The following is a 24,801-nucleotide window of genomic DNA, read 5'->3' as shown; positions in this document are numbered from 1 at the left end:
CCTCCTTCCACCAGGCCACCTTCGATCATCCGTCCGGACCGGCCCGCCCGCACGGGGTCGAACGGCCCCCACCGCCGCCGGCCCCGGGACCAGTGGGCCCTCGCGCGGGCCCGCTCGGCTCTGCCCGGCGCGCCGCACCACCCTCGATGCTGTGACGATGGGTGGGACGGCGAGGGATCCGCCCGCCGCCCGCGGTGCCGAAGGAGAGCGGTATGAGCACCGACACCGGGACGAACTCCTCCCCGCCGGCCGGCTCCGGCGGGCTCGTGATGGGCAAGGACGGCATGTCCGCGCTCGTGGACGTGCTGATCGCACGCGGGTTCACCGTGGTCGGGCCCACCGTCCGCGACGGCGCGATCGTACTGGCGGAGCTGCGGTCGGCCGACGAGCTGCCCTACGGCTGGGGCGTGGAGCTGGAGGCCGGGCACTACCGGCTGCGGGAGCGGCCGGACGGCGCCGCGTTCGCGAACGCGGCGGGCCCCCAGTCCTGGAAGCGGTTCCTGCACCCGCCGCGGGTGCGCCAGTGGAGCGCCGACCGGGTGGAGGGCGAGCTGGTCCTCACCGCCGGCGAGGCTCCGCCGCCCCGGTACGCCTTCCTCGGGGTGCGCCCCTGCGACCTGCGGGCCATCGCCGTCCAGGACCGGGTCCTGACCGGCGGGGCGTACCGCGACGGCGGCTATGCGGAACGGCGCTCCGGGGCCCTGCTGATCGTCGTCGAGTGCACGGAGCCCGGTGCCACGTGCTTCTGCGTCTCCATGGGCACCGGGCCCGCCGCCGGCCCCGGCTACGACCTGGCGATGACCGAGGTGGCCGACGAGGCCGGGCACCGCTTCTGGGTCCGCGGCGGCAGCCCGGAGGGCGCCGAGATCCTCGCCGAACTGCCCGCCCGCCCCGCCGACCCGGGGACCCGGGAGACGGCCCGCGCGGGCGTCACCGCCGCCGCGGACCGCATGGGCCGCACCATGCCCGAAGCCGACCTGCGGGAGCTGATGGCCGGGACGCTCGACGCGCCCCGCTGGGACGACGTCGCCGGGCGCTGCCTGACCTGCGGCAACTGCACCATGGTGTGCCCCACCTGCTTCTGCACCACCACCGAGGACACCACCGACCTCACCGGCGACCACGCCGAGCGGTGGCGGCTCTGGGACTCCTGCTTCGACCTGGACTTCTCCCTCCTGCACGGCGGCCCGGTCCGCGCCACCACGCGCAGCCGCTACCGGCAGTGGATGACCCACAAACTAGGCACCTGGTACGACCAGTTCGGCTCGTCCGGCTGTGTGGGCTGCGGCCGCTGCATCGTCTGGTGCCCGGTCGGCATCGACATCACCGAGGAGGCCGCCGCCCTGGACGACTGGACCCGGTCCGGGAAACCGGCACCGGCGCCGCGGGAGGGGAGCGGGCCGCCGTGACCACCGTGCCGCCCCCACTGCCGTACCGCGTCGCCGGCACCTGGGCCGAGACCGCCGACACCCGGTCGGTCGAACTCGTGCCCGCCGGGCGGGAACTGGCCCCGTTCGCACCGGGCCAGTTCGCGATGGTCTACGCGTTCGGCGTCGGCGAGGTGCCCGTCTCGGCCAGCGCGCTGCGCGGCCGCCACGGGGGACTCGTGCACACCGTGCGCGCGGTGGGCGCGGTCTCCACCGCCCTGTACCGGCTCGGCGTGGGCGACACCGTCGGGCTCAGCGGGCCGTACGGCGTCGGCTGGGACCTGGCGGCGGCGGCCGGACACGACGTGCTGGTGATCGCCGGCGGCATCGGACTGGCCCCGCTGCGGCCGGTCGTGCACGCCGTCCTGGACCGGCCGGGCGCCTACGGCCGGCTCGCGGTCCTCGTCGGCGCCCGCACCCCCGCCGACCTGGTCTACCGGGACGAGATCGACGGCTGGCGCGGCCCGGCCCGCGTGGAGGTGACCGTCGACCGCCCAGGGCCGGGCTGGCGCGGCGCGGTGGGCGTCGTCACCTCCCTCCTGGACCGCCTCTCCCTGCGTCCCGAACGCACCTGCGCGCTGCTGTGCGGACCCGAGGTGATGATGCGTCACACCACCCGCGACCTGCTGGGCCGCGGACTGCCGCCGCAGCGGGTGCAGGTGTCGCTGGAACGCAACATGCGCTGCGCCACCGGCCACTGCGGCCACTGCCAGCTCGGCCCGCTCCTGCTGTGCCGGGACGGGCCGGTCGTCGCCTACGACCGGGTGGCACCCCTGCTCCAGGTGAGGGAGTTGTGACATGAGTACCGACCCGCGACCGGGCGACCGGCGGCCCACGCTCGCCGTGTGGAAGTTCGCCTCCTGCGACGGCTGCCAGCTGTCCCTGCTGGACTGCGAGGACGCGCTCCTCGGCCTCACCGAGCGGCTGCGCGTGGACCACTTCCTGGAGATGACCCCCACCGAGGGGGCCGGCGGGGAGCGCGCGGGGCCCGGCGGCCGGGGACCGTACGACCTCTCGCTGGTCGAAGGATCGATCAGCACCGCCGAGGACGCCGAACGCATCAGCCACGTCCGGCACGTCTCCCGGTACCTCGTGACCATCGGCGCGTGCGCCACCGCCGGAGGCATCCAGGCCCTGCGCAACTTCGCCCACGTCGACGAGTTCCTCACCGCGGTCTACGCCCGGCCGGAGTACATCGACACGCTGGAGACGTCCACGCCGATCTCGGCCCACGTCCCGGTCGACTTCGAACTGCGCGGCTGCCCCATCGACCGCGGCCAGCTCCTGGAGGTCGTCACCGCCTTCCTGGCCGGACGCAGGCCCCGGATCCCCGCGCACAGCGTCTGCTTCGAGTGCAAGAGGCGCGGTACGACCTGCATCACCGTGGCCCACGGCACCCCCTGCCTGGGCCCGGTCACGCACGCCGGGTGCGGCGCCCTGTGCCCCGCCTACGGCCGCGGCTGCTACGGCTGCTTCGGGCCCAGCGAACGGCCCAACCTGCGCTCCATGGTCGACCAGCTGCGCCACGACGGGATGAGCGAGCGGGACGTCCTGCGTGTCTTCCACACCTTCAACGCCGCCTCCCCGGAGTATGCCTCCGTACCCGACCTGGCGGCCGAGGAGCGGCACTCTCCCGGGGCCAGGACAGAGACCCGCCCGGAAAGGTCCGCATGAACCCTCGCGGAACCCGTGTGCTGCGGCTGGACGCACTGGCCAGGGTGGAGGGCGAGGCAGCGCTCCACCTGAGCGTCGACGGCGGCTCGGTCACCGGGACACGTCTGCGCATCTACGAACCGCCGCGCTTCTTCGAGGCCCTCCTGACCGGCCGGGGCCACACCGAACCCCCCGACATCACCGCCCGTATCTGCGGCATCTGCCCGGTCGCCTACCAGATGAGCGCCTGCCAGGCGATCGAGAACGCCTGCGGCGTCCTCGTCGACGGCCCCCTCGCCGAGCTGCGCCGCCTGCTGTACTGCGGCGAGTGGATCGAGAGCCACGCCCTGCACGTCTACCTGCTGCACGCCCCGGACTTCCTCGGCCTCGCGGACGTGGTGGAACTCGCCCGGCACCAACGCGCCGCCGTGGAGCGGGGCCTGCGGCTGAAGCAGACCGGCAACGCGATCCTCGAACAGCTCGGCGGCCGGCCCATCCACCCGGTCAACGTCCGGGTCGGCGGCTTCTACCGGACACCGGCGCCCGAGGAACTCCGGCCGCTGGCGGAGCGACTGCGGCAGGCCCTGGAGGACGCGCTGGAGACCGTCCGCTGGGTGGCGGCGTTCACCTTCCCCGACGCCCGCGGCGACCACGATCTGCTCGCCCTGCGCGACCCCGGCCGCTACGCCGTCGACTCCGGGACCCCGGCCGTCATGTCCGCCCGCGCGGACGGCCCCCCACCGCGCGGATTCCCGGTGGCCGGCTTCGAGGAGCACGTCCGGGAAGGACAGGTGCCGCACTCCACGGCCCGGACCGCCACCCTGGACGGCCGCCGCTTCCTGACCGGCCCGCTGGCCCGCTTCGCGCTCAGCGGCCGGTGGCTGCACCCCGCGGCGGCCGAGGCGGCGCGCGCGGCCGGGCTCGGCGACCCGGCCGGCGGCGCGGTGTGCGACAACCCGTACCGGAGCGTCGTCGTGCGCGCCGTGGAGATCGTGCACGCCGTGGAGGAGGCCCTGCGGATCATCGACGGCTACGTCCCGCCGCCCCGCCCGGCCGTCGAGGTCCCGCCCCGCGAGGCGACCGGCACGGGCGCCACCGAGGCGCCCCGCGGCCTGCTCTACCACCGCTACGACCTCGCCCGCGACGGCACGCTCACCGGCGCCCGGATCATCCCGCCCACGGCCCAGAACCAGGCCGCCATCGAGGAGGACGTGCGCAGGGCGGTCCAGTCCCGGCTGGACCGCGCGGGCCCCGCCGGCGACGAGGAGCTCACCCACCTGTGCGAGCGGGCCATCCGCAACCACGACCCCTGCATCTCCTGCGCCGCCCACTTCCTCGACCTCACCGTGGACCGCGCGTGAGCGCCCGGGTCGTGGTGATCGGCGTGGGCAACCCCCTGCGCGGCGACGATGCGGCCGGGCCGGCCGTGGTGGAGGCCCTGCGGGGCCGCGTCCCCGCGGACACCGTCCTGGCGGTCAGCGACGGGGAGCCCGCGCGCATGCTGGACCTGTGGCGGGGCGCGGACACCGTGGTCGTCGTGGAGGCCCTGCGCACCCGGCCGCCCCGGCCGGGCCGGCTGCACACCCTGACCCCGGCGGAGGCGGCCGGCCACGCACCGGGAACGGCGAGCACGCACGCCATCGGGCTGGGGGAGTGCATCGCCCTGGCCGAGGCCCTCGACCGGCTGCCGCCCCGGCTCGTGGTGCACGCCGTGGAGGTGGCCGACGTCGGGCTCGGCGCCCGGCTGAGCGAGGCGGTGCGGTCGGCCCTGCCCGAACTGACCGAGCGCGCCGCCGCCTCCGTACGGCAGGCGTACGCACGCACACCCTGGAAGACGGTGGGGAAGATGACACGTCCCGTGGTGGTGGGCGTCGACGGATCGGACGCCTCCTCGCACGCGGTCGACTGGGCCGTGGACGAGGCCGTCCGCCACGGCCTCCCGCTCCGGCTGGTGTACGCCTCCCTCTGGGAGCGCTACGAGAGCGACCCGGCCGAGCCGATGACGGCCGGGGACGTCGTGGCCGCGGCGGCCGAACGCGCCGGGCGGCGCAACCCGGACCTGGAGATCACCACCGCCGTCGTCCCCGAAGAGGCCGCGGCGGCCCTCGTCCGCGCGGGCGCGGACGCCTTCGCCCTGGTGACCGGATCGCGCGGCCGCGGCCGGCTCAAGGGGCTGCTGCTCGGCTCGGTCGGTCTGGCCGTGGCGGCCCGCGCGCACTGCCCGGTGGTGGTGGTCCGCGGCGACCGCGCGGGCCTCGCGGGCACCCACGAGCGGATCCTGCTCGGCCTGGGGGACGCGGACACGGGCACCGACGCCGTACGGTTCGCCCTCCGGGAGGCCGAGGTGCGCGGCTGCGTCCTGGACGCGGTGCGCGCCTGGCGCAGGCCCGCCTACGACCGCGGCGGCCACCGGCTGCCGGACGCCGAACGGCCGGACGAGTACGAGGAGCAGGCCGCCGACCTGCTCGCCGCCCTGCTGCGGGAGCCGGTCGCCGAGCACCCGCACGTCCGCACCCGCCGTACGACGCTCGAGGGCCCGCCGGGCCGGGTCCTCGTGGACCGGTCGGCGGCCGCGGACCTCGTGGTCGTCGGGGCGCGGCGCAGGACCGGCCACTTCGGGCTCCAGCTCGGCCGGGTGGGCCACACCCTGCTCCACCACGCCCAGTGCCCGGTCGCGGTCGTGCCACAGCGGTGAGCCCCGCGGTCACCCCAGTTCAGACGTTGGAGCCGCCGTTGGTGCGGCGCTGCCCCGAACGGCTGCCGCGCCAGTCCAGCACCAGGGCGGTGGCGTCGTCCGCCAGTTGCCCCCCGCACGCGTCGTACACCGCCCTGGTCAGGGTCCGGACCACTTCGCGTGGGTGGTCACCCTGGGTGTCGCGGATGAGGGCCGGCAGGTCGAGCGCGGCGGCGCAGCGTTCCTGCACACCGTCGGTGATCAGAACCAGGCGGTCGCCCGCCTCCAGTTGGAGCCGCTGCACCTCGTAGGGGATCTCGGACCGCACCCCGAACGGCAGGTTGACCTTGACCTTCAGCTCCTCCACGCGGCCGCCGCGCAGCCGCAGCGGCCAGGGATGGCCGGCGTTGACCAGCTCGCAGGCGCCCGTCTCCAGCTCGACGCGCAGCAGCTGGCCGGTGGTCATGCCGCGCGCGTGGTGGGCGATGGCGCGGTGGGCGGCGTTCGCCTGGTCGAGGAGGCCGAGGCCGGCGCGACGGGCCCCGCGCAGGGCGTTGACGGTCAGCGTGGCCAGCAGCGCGGACGCCGTGTCGTGACCCATCGCGTCCGTGATCGACAGGTGCAGGATGTTCTGGTTGAGGGCGTAGTCGTAGGTGTCGCCGCCGATGTCGTCGGCCGGGGCCAGGCCGCCCGCCAGGGTGAACTGGGCCCCTTCGCAGCAGGGCGCCGAGGGCAGCAGCTGGTGCTGGATCTCGGCCGCCAGGCTCATGGTGGTGGTGCGCCGCCCCCAGTGGTAGAGGTCGGTGAAGCGGCGGTCGGTCACCACGATGTACGCCAGCGCGTGCGCGGCCTGGGTGACCGAGTCCCGGACGGTGTCGTCCGCGTACGGCACCGCCATGTCCAGCACGCCGATGCAGTCGCCGCGGTTCGTCACGGGCGCCACGAGCCGCCAGCCGCCCTCCGGGTGCTCCTCCTGGTGCAGGCGCTGGGAGCGCAGCACCCGGTCGTAGACGCTGCCCGCCAGCCCGATCCGCTCCGCCTGGCCGTACGCCTGCCCGGGTGCGCCGGCCTTGGGCAGCCGCACCGCCTCCCGTCCGAGGACGTCGACGAACAGGAACGACACGTCCGTGGCCGAGAACCTCTTCTCCAGGTTCCGGGCCACCACGTCCACCGACTCCACCGGGGCGGCGTCCTCCGCCGCCCGCAGCACCTCATCCAGGCCCAAGCCGTCGTCACCGAACACAGGCACCTCCCCGCTCCCTTCTGCCCTGTGGTCCGGCCCGGATGCGCCGGCCCGGGGAGTACGCCCGGCGCGGGGAGCGGCTCCTCAGCCGAACAGGCTCCGCACCCGGATGGTCTCGACGTGCCGCCACGTGCCGTCGGGCAGCAGCATCCAGTCGCCGGCGGCGCCCCGGGCCCGCAGGTGCACCGAACCGGCCGCCGGCCGGGCGGCCCGCTGCCGCGCCTTCCGCGTCGACGGCAGGGGGGCGCCGCACCGGGCGGTCTCGGCCCGCCCGCCGCCCCGGGTGCGCTTGCGCCTGCTCATCGTCCGACTCCGTCCGCGTTCCGTCGCCCTGCCGGCGTCACTGTCCGCATACCCGTTCCGATGGGGCCGAACGGCACCCGCGGCCCCCGCCCGCCCTGGGGCCAACGGCCGGCGAGGGGGCCGTGCGGCCCCGTGACGGCGCGCCGCCGCCGGGTGAGCGTGGAAGGCGGAGGCCCGGCACGAGGAGGCAGACGTGGACGAGCGACCCACAGTACGCGGTCTGATGAACGCCGCTCCCTACTCGATCAGTGAGGACGAGAGCGTGCTGATGGCCTGGGAGGTCATGGAGCGGACCGGGCAGCAGCAGCTCCCCGTGGTCCGCGGGGACGGCTGCTGCGCCGGGCTCCTGGAGCGCGCCGAACTCGCCGCGGTCTGCGCGGCCGCCGCCACGGCGCTGTCGCGCCGCAAGGTGCGCGCGCTCGTGCACGCCCGCCGGACCGTCACCGCGCACCCCGAGGACGCGGCCGTGCGCGCGGCGGCCGTGATGACGGCGGAACGCCTCGACGCCCTGCCGGTCACCGACCGGCACGGACGCCTGGTCGGGCTGCTCACGGCCCGGGACTACGTCGCCGCGGCCGCCGGGCTGCGCGCCCACGCCGAACCCGCCGGCCAGGGCCCCGCCCGGGCCACCCTGCCCGGCCTGCCACCGCACCGCTCCACTCGGGAACACGGCATCCCCATCCCCTAGTTCGCTACCGTGGCCGGGTGGCAGACACCCGTGAGCGTCCGGTCGCCGTCTTCGACCTCGACAACACCCTGGCCGACACAGCCCACCGCCAGCATTTCCTGGCGGAACGGCCCCGGAACTGGGACGCGTTCTTCGCCGCCGCGCCGGCGGACCCCCCGCTCGCCGAGGGGGTGGCCCTCGCCCTGGAGCAGGCGCGCGCGTGCGACGTCGTGTACCTCACCGGGCGGCCCGAGCGGTGCCGGCGCGACACCGTGGACTGGCTCGCCGCCCACGGGCTGCCGGAGGGGCCGCTCCACATGCGGCGCGACGCCGACCGCAGGCCCGCGCGGTTCACCAAGCTGGCGATCCTGCGCCGCCTCGCCGGCACCCGCGAGGTCCGGGTGCTCGTCGACGACGACGACCTCGTGTGCGACGACGCCGAGCGCGCCGGATTCACCGTCGTGCGGGCCCGCTGGGCCGAGCGGTCCGCGGCGCTCGAGGACGCCCAGGAGCGCGAGGGGCGCACCTGACGGCCGCGAGACCCGTCCTCAGCACCCGTCCTCAGGATTCCTGCTCGGTGTCCTCGATGCGGAAGCCCACCTTCAGGCCGACCTGGTAGTGCTCGATCCGCCCGTCCTCGAGCTGGCCGCGGACCTGGGTCACCTCGAACCAGTCGAGGTTGCGCAGGGTCTGCTGGGCGCGTGCGATGCCGTTGCGGATGGCCTGGTCGACGCCCTCGTGCGAGGTGCCGACGATCTCGGTGACCCGGTAGGTGTGGTTCGTCATGCGGGTGCTCCTCTCCGGACACGCGTCACGGCTCACTCCACCGTCCCCCATCCCCGCCCGGCGCGCGAGGCGTCGGCCGTACCCCCCGGTAGCGCTTGACCAACGCATTGGTCCATACCAAAATCAGCACACCCGTACGAACCCTCGTGTTCGTCCCCCCACGTCGGGCCCGCTCCCCTGTCCGCACCGCCAGGCCAGACAGAACAGGACCCCTCGTGAGACCTCGTCTGCTCGCTCTTCTCTGCGTGACCGGCTCCCTCGTCAGCGGCTGCGGCCTCCTGCCCGGCGGCCACGACCGGCACACCGTCACCGTGTGGCTGATGAAGGACAGCGCCTCGCAGGACTTCCTGCGCCGCTTCACCGAGGACTTCGAGCGCACCCACCCGGACCTGCGCCTGGACATCCGCATCCAGCAGTGGACCGGCATCGTGGACAAGGTCCGCGCGGCGCTCAGGAGCGACGCCGGGGACACCCCCGACGTCATCGAGGTGGGCAACACCCAGGTCCCGCTGTACGTCGAGGACGGCCGGCTCGCCGACCTCACGCTGGAGTCGATGCGCGACTGGGGCAAGGAGGACTGGCTGCGCGGCCTCGCCGAACCGGGCAGGGACGGCACCACGCAGTACGGCGTGCCCTGGTACGCGGCCAGCCGGGTCGTCATCTACCGCAAGGACCTCTTCGCCGGCGCCGGCATCACCGACCCGCCGAAGACCCGCGCGCAGTGGCTCGCGGACACGGAGAAGCTCAACTCCGGCGGCGACCAGGGCATCTACCTCGCCGGACAGGACTGGTACACCCTCGCCGGCTTCGTCTGGGACGAGGGCGGCGAGCTCGCCGTGCGGCGCGACTACGCGTGGCACGGCGCCCTGGACACCCCGGCCGCGCTGCGCGGGATGGACTTCTACCGGCGGCTCCAGGCGCTCGGCCACGGGCCCGTCGACGCCGACGAGGAACACCCGCCCCAGGCCGGGGTGTTCGCGGGCGGCGAGGTGGCCCAGATCGTCGCCGTGCCCGGCCTCGCCGACTCGATCGTCCGCCAGAACCCCGGCCTGAAGGGCAAGCTGGGCTTCTTCCCGGTGCCCGGCAAGGCCGCCGCCCGGCCCGGGACCGTCTTCACCGGCGGCTCCGACCTCGTTGTCCCGCGGAACACCGACGACCAGTTCGCCGCGACCGCCGTCGTCGGCGCGCTCGCCGGCGCCAAGTGGGACACCGACCTCGCCCGCACCATGAACTACGTGCCCAACAAGACCACGCTGGCCGGCGCGGTCGCGGGCGAGGAGGGGGTCGCCGCCATGGCGGCCGGCGCCGCCCACGGCCGGGCGACCCCCAACACCCCCGAGTGGGCCGCCGTCGAGGCCGACAACCCGATCAAGGGCTACATGACCAGGGTGCTGCGCGGCGCGGACCCGCGGGCCGAGGCCCGCCGCGCCGCCCGCAGGATCACCGAGGAGCTCACCCCGGACCTGGGGTGAGCCGCCCCGCCGCGACGCACTCCGCCGCGACTCACCCCGCCACGCTCAGCGACAGCGCGAACCGGTCCTCGGCGTCCGTCCACCAGTGGGTCAACTCCAGCCCCACGGCTGCCAGTTCCGCGGTCACGCCCTCCTTGCGGAACTTCGCCGACACCTCGGTGCGCAGCTCCTCGCCCGCCGCGAAGTCCACGGCGAGGTCCAGCGCGGGCACCTTGACGGTCTGCGCGGTACGGGAGCGCAGCCGCATCTCGATCCACTCCCGCTCCGCGTCCCAGAGCGCCACGTGGTCGAAGGCGTCCGGGTCGAAGTCGGCGCCCAGCTCCCGGTCGACGACGGCCAGGACGTTCTTGTTGAACGCGGCCGTCACCCCGGCCGCGTCGTCGTACGCCCGGACCAGCACCCGCTCGTCCTTGACCAGGTCCGTGCCCAGCAGCAGGCCGTCGCCCGGCTCCAGCAGACCGCGCACGGACGCCAGGAACTTCGCCCGCTCGGCGGGCAGCAGGTTGCCGATCGTGCCGCCGAGGAACGCCACCAGCCGGGGTCCGGGCGTGCGGGGCAGGGCCAGCGGGGCGGTGAAGTCGGCGATCAGCGCGTGCACCGCCAGCTCCGGCCGCTCCTCGACGATCGCCTGCCCGGCCTGGGTGAGGGCGCTCTCGCTGACGTCGACCGGTACGTAGGCCCGCAGCGAGGTGAGCGCGTCGAGCAGGTGGCGGGTCTTCTCCGAGGAGCCGGAGCCCAGTTCCACCAGGGTGCGGGCCCCGCTCGCGGCGGCGATCTCCCCGCTGCGGGAGGCGAGGATCTCCCGTTCCGCGCGGGTGGGGTAGTACTCGGGCAGCTCCGTGATCCGCTCGAACAGCTCGCTGCCGCGCGCGTCGTAGAACCACTTCGGCGGCAGCCACTTGGGGGTGTCGGTGAGGCCGTGCAGGACGTCGGAGCGCAGCGCGGCGCCCGTGGCGTCCTCGGGGAGGGTGCGGGTGACGTGCAGGGGACTCACGTGCAGGGCTCCTTCGGTGCGGAGTCGGCAGTGGGGGAGGGCGCCGGTTCGCCCAGTGGGGCGAGCAGGACGCCGGCGCGGGTCGCGGTGAGCACGGTGCGGTCGGGGGCCTCCCGCCAGAGGGGGTCGTCGTCGTACGGCTCGGAGGCGACGACCGTGGCGAGGCCGGGCTCCGTGCGGTACCAGAGGCTGTCGCCCCAGGCGGTGGCGGTGACGGTGGCGCCGTCGGTCAGCAGCAGGTTGAGGCGGGAGGCGGGGGCGGCCGCGGCCAGCTGGCGAACCGTTTCTCCGAGGGCCTGTTCCGGCTCGTCGCCGCAGCGCAGCCGGTGCAGGACCAGCGCCCAGACGAACGCCGAGTCGGTGCGCGCCTCCATCGACAGCAACTCGACCGGGGGCAGCGCGGACACCAGCGCCGCCACCGAGTCCGGCCAGCCGCCGATCGCGCCGTTGTGGCTGAACAGCCACCGCCCGGCGGTGAAGGGCGCCGCCGCGGCCTCGGCGTCCGCGCCCGACAGGGTCGCGTCGCGCACGGCGCCGAGCACGGCGCCGGAGCGCACCACCCGGGCGAGGTCGGTGAGGGACAGGTCCGCCCAGATGGGCCCGGCCCGCCGGTAGCGGGCCGGCACCGGGTCGTCCGGGGCGTACCAGCCCACCCCGAAGCCGTCGGCGTTCACCGTCCCGTACCGCTGGCCGCGCGGCGCCCACGACTGCCGGAACAGGCTGTGCTCCGGTTCCGTCAGCACCCGGCCCAGCGGCACCTCGGGTCCGAGATAGGCCACATGACGGCACATCAGACGGCCTCCGAACGCGCGGTGCGGAACCCGGAGAAGATCTGCCGGCGGACCGGGTGGTCCCAGTTGCGGAACGTGCCCCGGCAGGCCACCGGGTCCACGGCGAACGAACCGCCGCGCAGCACCTTGTAGCCGGGGCCGAAGAACACCTCCGAGTACTCCTTGTACGGGAACGCGGTGAAGCCCGGGTACGGCAGGAAGTCGCTCGCCGTCCACTCCCACACGTCGCCGATCAACTGCCGCACGCCCAGCGGGGACGCACCGGCCGGGTAGCTGCCGGCGGGCGCGGGCCTGAGGTGCCGCTGGCCCAGGTTGGCGTGCTCGGGCGCCGGGTCGGCGTCGCCCCACGGGTAGCGGGTGGAGCGGCCGGTGGCCGGGTCGTGGCGGGCGGCCTTCTCCCACTCCGCCTCGGTGGGCAGCCGGCGCCCGGCCCAGCGGGCGTAGGCGTCCGCCTCGTACCAGCACACGTGCAGCACCGGCTCGTCGGGCGGGACGGCCTCGGTGACCCCGAAGCGGCGCCGCAGCCACTGGCCGCCGTCCCGCCGCCAGAACAGCGGGGCGGTCAGCGAGTGCCGCCGCACGTGCGCCCAGCCCTCCGGCGTCCACCAGCGCTCGGTGCCGTAGCCGCCGTCCTCGATGAACGCCTGGTACGCCGCGTTCGTCACCGGGGTGGTGTCGATCCAGAACGGTGCCACCTCCACCGGGTGCGCCGGGCGTTCGTTGTCCAGCGCCCACGGCTCGTCCGAGGTGCCCATGGTGAACGGGCCACCGGGGACCAGGACTTCGGCGGGGCCGGTGAACAGGGGCCGGGGTTCCGGGTCCGGGGCGGTCAGGGCCTGCGGACCGGTGCGCAGCTGATGGGTGATCAGCATCGTCTCGTCGTGCTGCTGTTCGTGCTGCGCGATCATCCCGAAGGCGAACCCCGCCTCGGTCAGCCGGGTGCCGTGGAAGTCCGCCGCCTCCAGCAGGTCCAGGGCCCGGCCGCGCACGTCGGCGGCGTAGCGGCGGGCCTCGGCGGGCGGCAGCAGCGGCAGCGAGGGGCGCTCGGACCGCGGGTGCTCGAAGGCGTCGTACAGGCTGTCGATCTCCGGCCGCATCGCCTCCCGGCCGCCGACCGCCCGCAGCAGCCACTGCTCCTCCTGGTTGCCGATGTGCGCGAGGTCCCAGACCAGCGGGGACATCAGCGGGGAGTGCTGGGCGGTGAGGTCGGCGTCCTCGACGCACGTCGTCAGGAGGGTCGTGCGCGCGCGGGCGGTGGTGAGGGAGGCCAGCGCCCGCTCGCGCAGGGACTCGGTGTCGGTCTCGGTCTCGGTGTCGGTCTCCGGGACGGTCATGTGGGGAAGTCCTTCCTCGCGTGGGCGCGCGCTCGCGTGCCGTCCACGCGGTCGAGCAGGTCGTCGGCCGGGCAGCGGCCCCGTGTGACATGGCGGTCGGCGTACTCCGCGACGGCGTCGAGGACCGCGGACGTCGCACCGAGCCGGGGCAGGGCCTCGAGCGCCGCCGCGAAGCAGGCGACGGCCGCGTCCCGCAGCTCGGGGTCGGCGAGCCCCCGCCGGGCCGCTTCGATCCACAGCGGGTTGTGCGGGGCCGGCAGCTTCAGGGCCCGCTCGGCGAGCGGTTTCACCGCCCGGTGCGCGGACTCGGCGGCCTCCGGGTCGTCGAACAGCGCCGCGGTCACCGCGAGCGGCACGATCCAGCCGTCCTCGCCGGGCTGCGCGTCGATCATGCGCAGCTCCAGGTGGCCGCGCGGGCGGACCGGCGGGAACAGGGTGGTCAGGTGGTAGCCGAGATCCTCCCGGGTGGGCGGCCGGGGCGCCCGGGTGCGGATCCACTCGCGGAAGGGCAGGCCCTCGGGCACGTGCCAGGGGCCGCCGTCGCGCCGGACGCACATCACCGGCGCCTCCAGCACGTGCCGGGCCCAGGCCGCCCGCGGCTCCCCGCCCGGCGGGGGAGCGCCCGCCCGGCCGGCGCCGATCCGCGTCCACATCAGCTGCCGCGCGGACTTCCAGCCCGTGGGCCGCCCGTCCACCAGCGGGGAGTTGGCGAACGCGGCCACCAGGACCGCGCCCAGGTGGTGCGCCAGCCACCAGCGCCGCTCGTACCCGAGCGGGCCCGGCTCCTCGTGTCCGGCGTCCAGGCACACCTGGACGGAGGCCGAGGCGCACATCATGTGCCGGCCGGCCGTGCCGGTGCGGTCGAGACAGGCCTCCATGGCGTCGTAGCGCGGTTCGCGCAGGAACCGGCGGGGTGCGTGCCAGGGGTCGTGGCCGACGCCGGAGAGTTCCAGACCGTGCCCAGCGAGGACCGCGCGGACGGCGTCCAGGTCGGCGGAGACGGTGCCGACGCACTCCATGAGGGAGGCGGCGGGCGGCGAGCTCAGCTCCAGCTGGCCGCCGGGTTCGACGGTGAGCGGCGAGCGCAGCGGCACGGTGCGCAGTGCCGCGTAGGCCGCTTCCAGTCGTTCGGGTGTCACGGGGAGCTGCGGCCGGCGCAGCTCGTGGACGAGCCATTCCACCTCGACCCCGACGGTGCGGGGCGGGCCCGTCTTGAAGCAGATGCCCCGGACCAGGGCCTCCACCTCGGCCTCGGTGACGGCGGTGCGGTGCTCCGTACAGTCGCCACCATCGCTATAGGAATCGGACATGTCGGGATCCTCCTGAGATTCCACCATGTCGCCGCAGCCCGGCGTTCGGTGAGCCGGGGCGGCACTCGTCCCACCCAAGACCCTCGCGCCGAATCGCACAAGAGTGCCCAGGGGGACGTCCCGGATCGGTAACCTCCGTTCCCTTCCGCGTTTCCGGCCGCTTCGGTCCCCGGAAACTCCGTTGCACCGCATCCCAGGATCACCCAGGATGCGTGCATGAGCACGACGGGGGAGACCGCGCGGGCCGCGCTCATGGCGTCCACGGGGGTGGCGCCATGAGCGCGCGCCTGCGCGGGATCGCGGCGCGGACCGAGGAGATCGTGGCGGCGGGCGCGTACCGCGCGCCGGACGGCCGGACGGTGTCCCTGGGGGCCGCTCTCGCGGCCGCCCGGGCGGGCACGCGGATGTACGGCCCCGAGCCGGTGCCGGTGCCGGAGGCCCGGGAGGCGGAGACCGTCGTCGAGGTCACCGGCGAGAGCAGCCTGGAGGCCGCCCGGCGGCTGGCCGGCGCGCCGGTCGCGGTGCTGAACTTCGCCTCGGCCCGCAATCCCGGCGGGGGTTATCTGAACGGCGCGCAGGCCCAGGAGGAGGCCCTGTGCCGGGCCTCCGCGCTGTACACCTGCCTCCTCGAGGCCCGCGGCTTCTACGACCACCACCGCGCACACCGGGACCCGTTCTACTCCGATCGGGTGATTCACAGCCCGGCCGTGCCGGTGTTCGGCGACGACCGGGGCGGGCTGCTGCCGGAGCCGTACCTCGCGGGCTTCCTGACGGCGGCCGCCCCCAACGCGGGCGTCGTACGGCGCACCGCGCCCGAGCGTGCGGGCGAACTCCCGGCCGCCCTCGCCCGGCGGGCCGAGCGGGTCCTGGAGGCCGCCGCCGCGCAGGGCTACCGCCGGCTGGTGCTGGGCGCCTGGGGCTGCGGTGTCTTCCGGAACGACCCGGCTCAGGTCGCGGGCGCCTTCCGGGGGCTCCTCGGACCCGGCGGAAGGTTCGCGCGGACGTTCGCACACGTGGTGTTCGGCGTGCTGGACCGCACGCCGGACGCGGTAATCCGGGAGGCATTCGTACAGGCGTTCGCGGGCGGTGGGTACGGGTCGGTGTCAGCCGCTCATGCCGAGAGGTGAGGCTCACGCCGGGCGGTAACCCGTACGCGGGGCGGTGACGCTCAGGTCCAGCCGTAGCGCTCGTGGAGCCGCTGCCGGACGAGGTTGAACCGCATCCGGTCCAGTGCGCAGGCCTCCCGGCGCATGCCGTCCTCGTGCAGCCGCAGCACACGGTCCACGTCCACCCAGGAGTCGCGCCCCGTCCGGTCCCAGGGCCCGCTGCCTATGGCGACCCACTCCCGGTCGCCGTCGTGCCGCTTGCTGGACAACTGGACGGCGAGGAAGGTGCCCGCCGCCTCGCGGGCGACGACCAGCACGGGTCGGTCCTTGCCCCGCCCGTCGTTCTCCTCGAACGGCACCCACGTCCACACGATCTCACCCGGGTCCGGGTCGCCGTCGTGGGCGGGGGAGTACTCGGTGCGCACCCGGCCGACCTGGCGCGGGTCGGCCTCGGTGGTGGCGTGGGGGCCGTGGCGGCCCGGGACGTTCTCATCGGTGACTGTGCTCACGCAGGCACCCTAGTGGTCCGGCCCGGGACGGCAACGGGCGCCCCGTCCCGGCCGGTTACGCCGGTGAGGTCCCGGCGTACGAGGGGATCTGCATACCGGGGCGGCGGCGGTGCACCGTCAAGTAGGCCAGGCCCGAGTCACCCGCGGTGATGCTGCGGGTGGAGCCGTGCGGCAGCCACAGCAGGCTGCCCTCGGTGAGCGCCTCCGGCTCCTGCGACGCGCCCTTGCCGAGCACCCCGTCCCCGGCGACCACCAGGAGCAGCACGTCCAGCAGCGGTTCGGTGTGGGTCGCGATGCGCCCGCCCGGGGCGAGCCGGATCACGTTGGCGTCGAGCTGGCGCCCGCTCTCGGCCAGCTTCCACAGCGCGCCGGCCGGGACCGGCGGCGCCCCGGCCAGCGCCCGGGTGTCGCACAGGACGCGCGGGTCCGGTCCGGCCGGACCGTCCGGCCCGCTCCCGCTCGCGGACGACGACGTCATGGGATACCCCTCGTTCCTCGGCTCCTGCTGACCACCCTACAATTACTACAGTTCCAACCGGTGAAAAATCTGCCCAGGTGAGAGGGGTGATCCGGCTTGACCACGCGGGAGAGCCCGCGCCGCCAAGAGGTGCTGGAGGTGCTGCGGGCCGCTCCGGAGCCGCTCGGGGTCGCCGAGACGGCCGAGCGGCTGGGCGTCCACCCCAACACCGTGCGCTTCCACCTGGACGCCCTGGTGGCCGACGGCCTCGTCGAGCGCAGCCTCGCCGCGCCCTCGGGGCCCGGCCGGCCGCGCACCGTGTACGCCGCGCACCGCGGCATGGACCGCGGGGGTGTACGCGGCTACCAGTTGCTGGCGCGGATGCTGCTCAGCCGGTGGGCGTCCGCCGACCCGGCCGAGGCGCGCGCGGAGGCCGAGCAGGCCGGCCGCGCCTGGGGCCGCTACCTGGTGGACCCGCTGCCGCCGTCCGTACCGCCGACGGCCGAGCGCTCGGCGGACCGGCTCGTCGCCCTGCTGGACGACCTGGGTTTCGCCCCCGCACCCGAGGGCGCGGATCCGGCGGGCGGCCCGCCGAGCCGGATCCGGCTGCGGCACTGCCCCTTCCTGGAACTCGCCGAGGAGCACGGTGCGTTGGTGTGCCCACTGCACCTCGGCCTGATGCGGGGCGCCCTGGACGGGCTCGGCGCGCCGCTGACGGCCACCGGCCTGGAGCCCTTCGCCGAACCCGACTCCTGCCTGGCCCACCTGGCCGGGCCTCCCGCCGACCGGCTCCCGACCGCCGCCCCACCGCGCGGCACAGAAAGGCGAACCCGATGAACACCGTCCCGGCCGCCACCGCGAGCGCGATCGTCTTCGTCTGGCTCGGAATGGTGCTGGCGATCTCCTTCCTGGAGGCGCCGCTGAAGTTCCGCGCGCCGGGCGTGACCATACCCATCGGGCTGGGCATCGGCCGCCTGGTGTTCCGCGCGCTGAACGCGGTCGAGGCCGCCCTGGCCGCCGTCGTGGTCGTCGCGGTCGCCGTGGGCGGCCCCCCGGCCGGGATCACCGGGCTCACGGCGGCCGTCGCCGTGCTGCTCGCCGTCCAGCTGACCGTGGTCCGCCCCCGTCTCAACCGCAGGTCGGACCGGGTCCTCGCCGGCGAGGACCTGCCCCGCTCCCGCGGCCACCTCTGGTACGTGGCGCTGGAGCTGGCCAAGGTCGTGGTCCTCATCGCGTTGGGGATCGGCCTGCTCACGGCGTGACCCCGGCCTCCGGCCACAGGTGCTCGTGCCGGCAACGACGTTCAGCGGCCGGGCGGCGCGGCCGGGAGCCGTCGCGCCCCCGGCGGCTCGGTCCGCCCTGGGCGTGACCCCGACCCCCCAGGTGCCGGCTCACGCCGCCGGGGTTCGCACGTGCGCCGGGTGCGGTGGTGGCCACCGCTCGTGCCGGCGCAGTCCGGCCTCCGGTCGAGCGGCGAGCGAAACCGGCAGCGGTCCGCTTTCCGGCCGCGGCCGGACGAACGCGGCGCACTCGGCAGGCGCCCCGCCTGGCCGCCCGGCCGCTCGGCCCGCTGACGGCATGACCCCGGCTCCTGGGTGCGGGCTCGCTTCCCCGGGGCCGGCGCGTCCGCCGGGTGCGGTGGCTCGTGCCGGCGTGCTTCGGCCTCCGGTCGCGCGGCGAGTGAGACGAGCAGCGCTTCGCTTCACCGGCCGAGGCCGGGCGGCCGTGGCGCGGTCGACGGTCGTCCCGCCCGGCCGTCCGGTCTGCCGACGGCGTGAGCCCGGCCTTCCCAGGCCGCAGGTGACCGTTCACACCGCCGGGGACGGCACGTCCGTCCGGTGTGGTGGTGGCCAGTGCTCGTGCCAGCGCAGTTCGGACTCCAGTTGGGCGGCGAGTGAGACCAGCAGTGGCTCGCTGTGGGCGGGGCCGAGGAGCTGGGCGCCCACGGGGAGGCCGTCGCCGACGAAGCCGGCGGGGACGTTGACGCCCGGCCAGCCCAGGACGTTCCACGGCCAGGCGTACGGGCACGCGGCGATGATGGCGCGGTCGGTGGCCGCGCCGCCCAGCCGGTGCAGGGCGCCGATCGCGGGCGGGGGAGCGGCGGTCGTCGGGGCGAGGATCACGTCGTACGAGTCGAAGAACGCGCCGATGCGCCGCTGCAGGACCGCCTCGGCGCGCCGCGCCGCCCGCAGCGGGGCGCCGGCGAGCAGCCGGCCCAGCCGGGCCGCCTCCCGGGTGCGCGGATCGAGGAGCGCCGGGTCGGGGACCTCGCGGGCCCACTCGGCGATCCCGGCGGTGGCGCGCGGGACGAAGGTCAGCCCGATCCGGCCGTAGGGCGGGTCGGCCTCCTCCACGTCGTGCCCCAGGGCGGCGATCCGGTCGGCGAGTTCGACGACGCGGGCCCGGACCTCCGGGTACAGCCGCGCCGGTACGGCCGTGAACGGCGGCCTCAGCGACAGCGCGACGCGGAGCCGGCCCGGGTCGCGGCCGACCGCGTCCGCGACCGTGAGCGCGGGCGGGCGGTGCGGGTCCAGGTCGTGGTTGCCGCTCGCCGCGTCCAGCAGCAGGGCGGCGTCGGCGACCGTGCGGGCCAGCGTGCCGTTGACGGTGATGCCCTGGAAGGACTCGCCGCGCGGCCAGGTCGAGATGCGTCCGCGCTGCGGCTTGATGCCGATCAGATGGGTCCAGGAGGCCGGGATGCGCACCGAACCGGCGCCGTCCGAACCCAGCGCGGCCGGGACCAGCCCGGCGGCCACGGCGGCGGCCGAGCCCCCGGAGGAGCCCCCCGGCGTGTGGCCGGTGTGCCACGGGTTGCGGGTCTCGCCGAACGCCGGGCCCTCGGTGAACGGCCACTGCCCGAGCTCGCAGGTGTTGGTCTTGCCGACGATCACGGCCCCGGCCGCCCGCAGCCGCCGTACCGCCTCGCCGTCCCGCGCGACCGGCGGGAAGTCGCCCCGGCAGCCGAACGCGGTCGGTTCGCCCGCGACGTCCATGTCGTCCTTCACCGCCACCGGCACCCCGAGCAGCGGGCGCCGTACGCCGGCGGCCCACTCCCGGTCGGCGGCGTCGGCCTCGGCGAGCGCGGCCTCGGCGCGGACGATGCGGAAGGCGTTCAGCGTGGGCTGGGCGGCCTCGATCCGGGCCAGGGCCCGCTCCACGAGCGCGCGGGAGGTGACCTCCCCGCCGGCCAGCGCGCGGGCGGACTCGACGAGGCTCTCGGTACGGTCGGGCGTCATCGCGGGAGCACCTCCGGGAACCTCGGGCACGCTGTCTACCGAACGGTAACGTCACCGCCCGTGCCTTCGTACAGAGGGCGCACCGGTGACATCCGGTCAGGTTCCCGGACGGCCCTCATCCGGCCAGCAGCCTGCGCAGCCAGGCGAGGCGGGCCGCCCGGGCCGCCCGGGACAGGGACGCCTCGGGTGCGAAGCCGTCGAACCCGTGGAAGCCGCCCGGCCAGACGTGCAGCTCGGCCACACCGCCGCACGCCCAGATGCGGGAGGCGTAGGCGACGGCCTCGTCCCGGAAGGTCTCCGCGGAGCCGACGTCGAGGAAGGCCGGGGGCAGGCCGGACAGGTCCGTGGCCCGGGCGGGAGCGGCGTAGGGGGAGACGCCGGGGCCGCCCCGCCGGTCGCCGAGCAGCGCCGTCCAAGCGGTCTCGTTGGCGGTGCGGTCCCAGACGCCGACGCCCGCCATCTGCCGGCACGAGAGGGTGTCGTTGCGGTCGTCGAGCATGGGGTACAGCAGCATCTGGCCGATGGCCGGCGGGCCCTCGCGGTCGCGCAGGGCGAGGGCGAGCGCGGCGGCCAGGCCGCCGCCCGCGCTGGCCCCGGCGAGGACGATCCGGTCCGGGTCGCCGCCGAACTCCCGGGCGTGCCCGGCCGTCCAGAGCAGGCCCGCGTACACGTCGTCGATCGGCGCCGGGTGCGGGTGTTCGGGCGCGAGCCGGTACTCGACCGACACGACGACCGCGCCGAGTTCGCGCGCCCAGGCCAGCGGGCCGTCCACGCCGGCCCGGTTGGTGCCGAGGATCAGGCCGCCGCCGTGCATGTGGTAGATCACCGGCAGCGAGTCGGCGGGACCGGCGGAGGCGGGGCGGCAGACGAGCACGGAGAGGTCCGGGGCGCCCTCGGGGCCCGGCACCGTGCGGTCCTCCGCCGCGAAGGCGCCGTCCACGGTGGGGTCGAACAGCTCGGCCAGCTCACTGCCCGCGCTCCGCCGGGCGGCGGGGATGTCGTCCGCCGTCAGTCCCGGGGTGATCGCGTCCCCGGCCGGCTCCAGCGCGGCGGCGAGCTCCGGATCGAACGGAGGCGGGGGCGGGACCTCGGGCATGGCTTCTCCTCACCTGCTTCTGCGACGCGGGTCTCGCGTCCTGCGACACATATGACCCGTACGGCTCCTTCGAACCTGCGCGTCGGCCGGACGGCGGGAGCCCGTCCCCGGCCCGCACCACGGCGAAGGGGCCGGAGCCGTGCGGCTCCGGCCCCTTCCGGGTGGTGCGGGTGCGTCTGTGCCGGGGCTCAGGCGGCCGCGGCCTCGCCCACGTTGCCGTGCAGCCGGGCGACGACCTCGGTCAGCTGGGCGGCGACCTCGGCGTCGTCGACCGGATGGGTCTCGGCGAAGCGGGTCACGGAGCCCGGGATGGACAGCTTGATGTCCTCGATCACCTTGCCGCCGGCGATGCCCACGGCCTTGCGGGTGTCGTCCTGGGCCCACACGCCGCCGTACTGGCCGAAGGCGGTGCCGATCACGGCGACGGGCTTGCCGCCGAAGGCGCCGGCGCCGTACGGGCGGGACAGCCAGTCGATGGCGTTCTTCAGGACGGCCGGGATGGTGCCGTTGTACTCGGGGGAGAAGAGCAGGAAGGCGTCGGCGGCCTGGGCGGCCTCCCGCAGCTTGGCGGCGGCGGCCGGGACGCTGCCCTCGACGTCGACGTCCTCGTTGTAGAAGGGCACCTCGGCCAGGCCGTCGAAGAGGACGACCTCGGCACCCTCGGGCGCGAGCTTGACGGCCGCCTCGGCGAGCTGGCGGTTGTGCGAACCGGCGCGGAGGCTGCCGACGAGCGCGAGGATACGGACAGACATGGTGGTACTCCAAGGGGCCTGAAACATAGCCGATACGATCCGGACCGAGGTCCGTTTAGTTGCCACTCAAAGGTGTATCAGGTCAAGCGGACCGCGGTCCAGTTTTGTTCCCGGTGCTTTACGCTGTCTTCATGTCCAGCGTCCTGCCGCCCTTCCCTCAACCCCAGGAGCCCGTCGACCCGCCTCGGCTGCTGGAGGTGGAGCCGGGTCCCGGCGAGCCGTGCCTGCGCGCCGACGCGGCCCGCAACCGGGCCCGGCTGCTGGAGGCGGCCGCCCGGCTCATCGCGGAGCACGGGGTGGCCGGGGTGACGATGGAGGCGGTGGCCGCGGCGGCCCAGGTCGGCAAGGGCACGGTGTTCCGCCGCTTCGGCGACCGCACCGGTCTGCTGATGGCGCTGCTCGACCACTCCGGCAGGCAGCTGCAGGCCGACTTCCTGGGCGGGCCCCCGCCGCTGGGCCCCGGGGCGCCGCCCCTGGAGCGGCTGCGGGCGTTCGGCGTCGCGGTGCTGTACCGCTCCGCCGAGCAGCTGGAACTGCAGCTGGCCGCCCAGCCCGAGCCGACCCGCCGCTACGCCCACCCGGCGTACCAGGCGCTGCGCACCCACGTCGTGATGCTGCTGCGGCAGATCCTGCCCGACGGTGACTGCGACCTGCTGTCCCACCCGCTGATGGCGTACCTCGACCCCGGCCTGATCCACCACCTGACCCGGCAGCGCGGGATGCCCATGGAGCGCCTGGAGACCGGCTGGACCGACCTGGTGGCCCGCGTGACGGGCACGGAGCCGCCGCGCTAGGCCTCGCCGGCCGGGTTGCGCCGTTCGCCCGGCGGGCGAGACCCGCTGGGGCGCGGGGGAGCGGGTTCCGTCGTGGGCCGCGCTCGCGCGCACGGCCGCGGCCCGGCCGGTTCCGCCACGCCTCGCGGGCGGCCCGCCACGCGCCGCGGCGCACGCGCGTCCGCGTCGGCGCGGCAGCGGTGTCAGGCTTCCCGGTGCTACCGGCCGCTCCGGGTCCCCGGCTGGTCCCGCGCCTCTTCGTGACGGCGTGCCCCGCGCCACTCCGCGCCGCCTCACTGCGGCGTGCCCCGCGCCCCGGCCGGTTCCGCGCCGTCCTGCGCGAGGCGTGCTCCGGGTCGCCGGCGGGTTCCGCGTCGTCTTGCAGGCGGCGTGCCCCGCGCCCGGGGCCGGTTACGCGCCGTCTTGCGGGCGCCGTGCCCCGTGTCGCCTTGCGGGTGGCGTGCCTTGCGTCCCCGGCCGGTCCCGTGTCGCCTCACGGCGGCGTGCCCCGCGCCCCGGCCCTGGCGCGCCGTCCTCACGTGCCGCCCTCAACAGCTGGAGAGCGGCGTCAGCCCCCACTGGCACATAGCCGCCGGACCTATCCGGCGGCGCCGCCGCTTCGTTCAGGTATGAACCACGTTCCCCCGCCCGTCCCCGCCTCCGGCCGCTCTGCCAAGATGCGGTCTGTCATGGTTCAGATACCGAACACGCCCTCGTCCCCCGCGCCCGCACCGCACTCGGTTCCCACGAGCGCGGACGTGGCCCGGCTGGCCGGCGTCTCGCGCGCGACCGTCTCCTACGTCCTCAACAACACCAGCGCCGTACGGATCAGCGAACCGACCCGACGGCGGGTCCACGAGGCGGCGCAGGAACTGGGGTACGTGCCCCACGCCGCCGCCCGCAGCCTGCGCGCCGGGCACAGCCGCATCGTCCTGATGCCCGCCCCGGCGATACCGGTGGGCCCCCTGTACAGCCGGTTCCTGGGTGAACTCCAGGCGGCCCTCGGCCGGCTCGACTACACCGTCGTGCAGTACGGCTCCGTCGGCCTGCGCGGCGACGAGGCCGCCCGGGCCTGGGCCGAACTGCGGCCGGTCGCCGTCCTGGTGCCCGGCGGGGACATCGGCCCGCGCGGGGTGGCCGTCCTCCAGCGGGCCGGAGCCCGGGCCGTGGTGACCCTGGGGCCCGAGCGCGTCGACGGCGCGCACGCCCTGCTGACGGACCACAGCGCCGTCGGCCACAGCGCCGGCGCCCACCTGTACGCACGCGGCCGGCGCCGCATCGGAGTGGTCGTCCCCGAGGAGCCCGGCCTGGAGGTGTTCTCCGAGCCCCGGCTCGCGGGCGTGCGCCGGGCCCTGCACGGCACGGACGCGACGGCGACCGTGCTGCCGCTGGCGTACACGGAGCAGGCGGCGGCCGAACTCGCCGCCGGCTGGCGCGGGTTGAGCCTGGACGCGGTGTTCGCCTACAACGACGAGTACGCGATGCTGCTCATGCGCGCCCTCCAGGACGAGGGTGTCCGCGTCCCCGAGGACGTGGCCGTGGTCGGCGCCGACGACCTGATGCTGGGCCGGCTGCTGAGACCCCGCCTCAGCACCGTCCGCATCGAGCTGCCCTCCGGCCGGGACCTCGCCGAACTGGTCGACCGCGCGGTGCGCGACCCGGGCGCCGAGCCCGAGGTGCGCGAGGTGCTGGGCGCCTCGCTCGTGCACCGCGCGTCGAGCTGACGGCGGGCGGCTACCGGTCGCCGCCCTCCTGGGCCGCGATGCTCTTGCGGACCTCGTCCATGTCGAGCCGGCGCGCCTGGCCGATGACGTCCGTGAGGGCGGCCTCGGGCAGGGCGCCCGGCTGCGCGAAGATCGCGACCTGGTCCCGCACGATCATCAGCGTGGGGATCGACTGGATGCCGAAGGCCTGCGCCAGCTCCGGCTGGGCCTCGGTGTCCACCTTGCCGAACACCAGGTCCGGGTTCTCCTCGGCGGCCTTCTCGTACACCGGCGCGAACTGACGGCACGGACCGCACCAGGACGCCCAGAAGTCGATGAGGACGAACTCGTTCCCGGTGACCGTCTCGTCGAAGTTCTCCTTGGTCAGCTCCACAGTGCTGCTCATGGCGTCGTTCCCTCTTCCTGGTGTGGGGGTTGTGCCGACGGCGGAAACACGGTGACCCGGTCGCCTATTCCGCGCGCGCACGGTCGTGTCCCGCGCGCGTACCCATGTG

Annotated in this window: 26 protein-coding genes and 1 pseudogene; 14 read left to right on the top strand and 13 right to left on the bottom strand. The window is 75.4% G+C overall.

What is annotated here, in order from left to right:
* Positions 1-212 precede the first annotated feature (212 nt).
* From AQJ66_RS22110 to AQJ66_RS40125, 6 genes and pseudogenes are all read left to right on the top strand, one after another.
* The gene (locus tag AQJ66_RS22110) at positions 213-1,409 is read left to right on the top strand and encodes a 4Fe-4S dicluster domain-containing protein (protein WP_061925018.1); all 1,197 of its coding nucleotides are present in this window, start codon (positions 213-215) and stop codon (positions 1,407-1,409) included.
* Positions 1,406-2,224, top strand: a complete 819-nt coding sequence (locus tag AQJ66_RS22105; RefSeq protein WP_061925016.1) for an FAD/NAD(P)-binding protein — start codon at positions 1,406-1,408, stop codon at positions 2,222-2,224. Before AQJ66_RS22110 ends, AQJ66_RS22105 begins: the two co-directional genes overlap by 4 nt.
* A 1-nt stretch (position 2,225) precedes the next feature.
* Entirely contained in the window at positions 2,226-3,101 is an 876-nt protein-coding gene (locus AQJ66_RS22100) for an NADH-quinone oxidoreductase subunit B family protein (RefSeq protein ID WP_061925013.1), read from the top strand.
* Positions 3,098-4,441, top strand: a complete 1,344-nt coding sequence (locus AQJ66_RS22095) for a Ni/Fe hydrogenase subunit alpha (protein WP_061925010.1) — start codon at positions 3,098-3,100, stop codon at positions 4,439-4,441. The genes AQJ66_RS22100 and AQJ66_RS22095 overlap by 4 nt, the downstream gene beginning before the upstream one ends.
* Positions 4,360-4,866 (top strand): annotated as a pseudogene (locus AQJ66_RS40130) (hydrogenase maturation protease); the annotation flags it as partial. The gene AQJ66_RS22095 and the pseudogene AQJ66_RS40130, both read left to right, overlap by 82 nt.
* Before the next feature lie 60 nt (positions 4,867-4,926).
* Positions 4,927-5,775 (top strand): universal stress protein, encoded by an 849-nt coding sequence (locus tag AQJ66_RS40125; RefSeq protein ID WP_167359179.1) that lies wholly within the window; start codon positions 4,927-4,929, stop codon positions 5,773-5,775.
* 19 nt (positions 5,776-5,794) lie between these two features.
* Here the strand turns inward: AQJ66_RS40125 and AQJ66_RS22085 are convergent, their stop codons facing one another.
* Together AQJ66_RS22085 and AQJ66_RS38925 are read right to left on the bottom strand one after the other, a co-directional pair.
* Entirely contained in the window at positions 5,795-6,997 is a 1,203-nt protein-coding gene (locus AQJ66_RS22085; RefSeq protein ID WP_061925005.1) for a PP2C family protein-serine/threonine phosphatase, read from the bottom strand.
* Positions 6,998-7,081: 84 nt separating this feature from the next.
* Positions 7,082-7,300, bottom strand: coding sequence for a hypothetical protein (locus AQJ66_RS38925; protein ID WP_061925003.1), 219 nt, complete (start codon positions 7,298-7,300; stop codon positions 7,082-7,084).
* Positions 7,301-7,493: 193 nt separating this feature from the next.
* Between AQJ66_RS38925 and AQJ66_RS22075 the strand changes: the two genes are divergently transcribed.
* Together AQJ66_RS22075 and AQJ66_RS22070 are read left to right on the top strand one after the other, a co-directional pair.
* Complete coding sequence (locus AQJ66_RS22075; RefSeq protein ID WP_159052599.1) at positions 7,494-7,988, top strand: CBS domain-containing protein; 495 nt, start codon at positions 7,494-7,496, stop codon at positions 7,986-7,988.
* 17 nt (positions 7,989-8,005) lie between these two features.
* A complete protein-coding gene (locus AQJ66_RS22070; protein WP_061924997.1) occupies positions 8,006-8,497 on the top strand; it encodes a phosphatase domain-containing protein in 492 nt (163 codons plus the stop codon).
* Positions 8,498-8,528: 31 nt separating this feature from the next.
* Here the strand turns inward: AQJ66_RS22070 and AQJ66_RS22065 are convergent, their stop codons facing one another.
* Positions 8,529-8,753 carry a dodecin gene (locus AQJ66_RS22065; RefSeq protein WP_061924994.1) on the bottom strand — a complete coding sequence of 75 codons (225 nt, stop codon included), beginning with the start codon at positions 8,751-8,753 and terminating at the stop codon, positions 8,529-8,531.
* A gap of 215 nt (positions 8,754-8,968) precedes the next feature.
* Between AQJ66_RS22065 and AQJ66_RS22060 the strand changes: the two genes are divergently transcribed.
* Entirely contained in the window at positions 8,969-10,225 is a 1,257-nt protein-coding gene (locus AQJ66_RS22060; protein ID WP_061924990.1) for an extracellular solute-binding protein, read from the top strand.
* A 31-nt stretch (positions 10,226-10,256) separates the two neighbouring features.
* Here the strand turns inward: AQJ66_RS22060 and egtD are convergent, their stop codons facing one another.
* Genes egtD through egtA form a run of 4 tightly spaced genes read right to left on the bottom strand, consistent with a single transcriptional unit; the run spans position 10,257 to position 14,654 of the window.
* Positions 10,257-11,219, bottom strand: coding sequence for an L-histidine N(alpha)-methyltransferase (gene egtD / locus AQJ66_RS22055; protein WP_061924987.1), 963 nt, complete (start codon positions 11,217-11,219; stop codon positions 10,257-10,259).
* The gene (gene egtC / locus AQJ66_RS22050) at positions 11,216-12,010 is read right to left on the bottom strand and encodes an ergothioneine biosynthesis protein EgtC (protein WP_061924984.1); all 795 of its coding nucleotides are present in this window, start codon (positions 12,008-12,010) and stop codon (positions 11,216-11,218) included. Before egtC ends, egtD begins: the two co-directional genes overlap by 4 nt.
* Positions 12,010-13,344 (bottom strand): ergothioneine biosynthesis protein EgtB, encoded by a 1,335-nt coding sequence (gene egtB, locus AQJ66_RS22045; RefSeq protein ID WP_061924981.1) that lies wholly within the window; start codon positions 13,342-13,344, stop codon positions 12,010-12,012. Before egtB ends, egtC begins: the two co-directional genes overlap by 1 nt.
* Positions 13,341-14,654, bottom strand: coding sequence for an ergothioneine biosynthesis glutamate--cysteine ligase EgtA (gene egtA / locus AQJ66_RS22040; RefSeq protein WP_061924978.1), 1,314 nt, complete (start codon positions 14,652-14,654; stop codon positions 13,341-13,343). The genes egtB and egtA overlap by 4 nt, the downstream gene beginning before the upstream one ends.
* A 275-nt stretch (positions 14,655-14,929) precedes the next feature.
* On the opposite strand from egtA, the gene AQJ66_RS22035 reads away from it, so the two are divergent.
* Positions 14,930-15,781, top strand: a complete 852-nt coding sequence (locus tag AQJ66_RS22035) for a TIGR02452 family protein (protein WP_061924974.1) — start codon at positions 14,930-14,932, stop codon at positions 15,779-15,781.
* Positions 15,782-15,822: 41 nt separating this feature from the next.
* On the opposite strand, the gene AQJ66_RS22030 is transcribed toward AQJ66_RS22035, so the two are convergent.
* Both AQJ66_RS22030 and AQJ66_RS22025 read right to left on the bottom strand, forming a co-directional pair.
* Positions 15,823-16,269 carry a type II toxin-antitoxin system PemK/MazF family toxin gene (locus AQJ66_RS22030; RefSeq protein WP_061924970.1) on the bottom strand — a complete coding sequence of 149 codons (447 nt, stop codon included), beginning with the start codon at positions 16,267-16,269 and terminating at the stop codon, positions 15,823-15,825.
* Between the two features lie 55 nt (positions 16,270-16,324).
* Positions 16,325-16,747 carry a hypothetical protein gene (locus AQJ66_RS22025; protein WP_061924967.1) on the bottom strand — a complete coding sequence of 141 codons (423 nt, stop codon included), beginning with the start codon at positions 16,745-16,747 and terminating at the stop codon, positions 16,325-16,327.
* Positions 16,748-16,843: 96 nt separating this feature from the next.
* Between AQJ66_RS22025 and AQJ66_RS22020 the strand changes: the two genes are divergently transcribed.
* Both AQJ66_RS22020 and AQJ66_RS22015 read left to right on the top strand, forming a co-directional pair.
* Positions 16,844-17,563 (top strand): helix-turn-helix transcriptional regulator, encoded by a 720-nt coding sequence (locus AQJ66_RS22020; RefSeq protein ID WP_061924965.1) that lies wholly within the window; start codon positions 16,844-16,846, stop codon positions 17,561-17,563.
* Positions 17,560-17,988, top strand: coding sequence for a hypothetical protein (locus AQJ66_RS22015; protein ID WP_061924962.1), 429 nt, complete (start codon positions 17,560-17,562; stop codon positions 17,986-17,988). Before AQJ66_RS22020 ends, AQJ66_RS22015 begins: the two co-directional genes overlap by 4 nt.
* A 546-nt stretch (positions 17,989-18,534) precedes the next feature.
* Here the strand turns inward: AQJ66_RS22015 and AQJ66_RS22010 are convergent.
* The 3 genes from AQJ66_RS22010 to AQJ66_RS22000 all read right to left on the bottom strand — a co-directional run bounded on the left by AQJ66_RS22010 (position 18,535) and on the right by AQJ66_RS22000 (position 21,810).
* Positions 18,535-19,962 (bottom strand): amidase, encoded by a 1,428-nt coding sequence (locus AQJ66_RS22010; RefSeq protein WP_061924959.1) that lies wholly within the window; start codon positions 19,960-19,962, stop codon positions 18,535-18,537.
* Positions 19,963-20,077: 115 nt separating this feature from the next.
* Positions 20,078-21,058: an alpha/beta hydrolase fold domain-containing protein gene (locus AQJ66_RS22005; RefSeq protein WP_061924956.1), complete on the bottom strand. Its 981-nt coding sequence runs from the start codon at positions 21,056-21,058 to the stop codon at positions 20,078-20,080.
* Between the two features lie 188 nt (positions 21,059-21,246).
* Positions 21,247-21,810 (bottom strand): NAD(P)H-dependent oxidoreductase, encoded by a 564-nt coding sequence (locus AQJ66_RS22000; RefSeq protein ID WP_061924953.1) that lies wholly within the window; start codon positions 21,808-21,810, stop codon positions 21,247-21,249.
* A gap of 113 nt (positions 21,811-21,923) precedes the next feature.
* On the opposite strand from AQJ66_RS22000, the gene AQJ66_RS21995 reads away from it, so the two are divergent.
* A complete protein-coding gene (locus AQJ66_RS21995; RefSeq protein ID WP_208611417.1) occupies positions 21,924-22,604 on the top strand; it encodes a TetR/AcrR family transcriptional regulator in 681 nt (226 codons plus the stop codon).
* Between the two features lie 656 nt (positions 22,605-23,260).
* Positions 23,261-24,307 carry a LacI family DNA-binding transcriptional regulator gene (locus tag AQJ66_RS21990; protein WP_107119009.1) on the top strand — a complete coding sequence of 349 codons (1,047 nt, stop codon included), beginning with the start codon at positions 23,261-23,263 and terminating at the stop codon, positions 24,305-24,307.
* A 10-nt stretch (positions 24,308-24,317) separates the two neighbouring features.
* On the opposite strand, the gene trxA is transcribed toward AQJ66_RS21990, so the two are convergent.
* A complete protein-coding gene (gene trxA / locus AQJ66_RS21985) occupies positions 24,318-24,692 on the bottom strand; it encodes a thioredoxin (protein ID WP_061924946.1) in 375 nt (124 codons plus the stop codon).
* Positions 24,693-24,801 lie beyond the last annotated feature (109 nt).

Origin of the sequence: Streptomyces bungoensis (assembly GCF_001514215.1) — a bacterium.
GTDB classification, from domain to species: domain Bacteria; phylum Actinomycetota; class Actinomycetes; order Streptomycetales; family Streptomycetaceae; genus Streptomyces; species Streptomyces bungoensis.
This window is presented reverse-complemented; position numbering and strand designations above follow the sequence as displayed.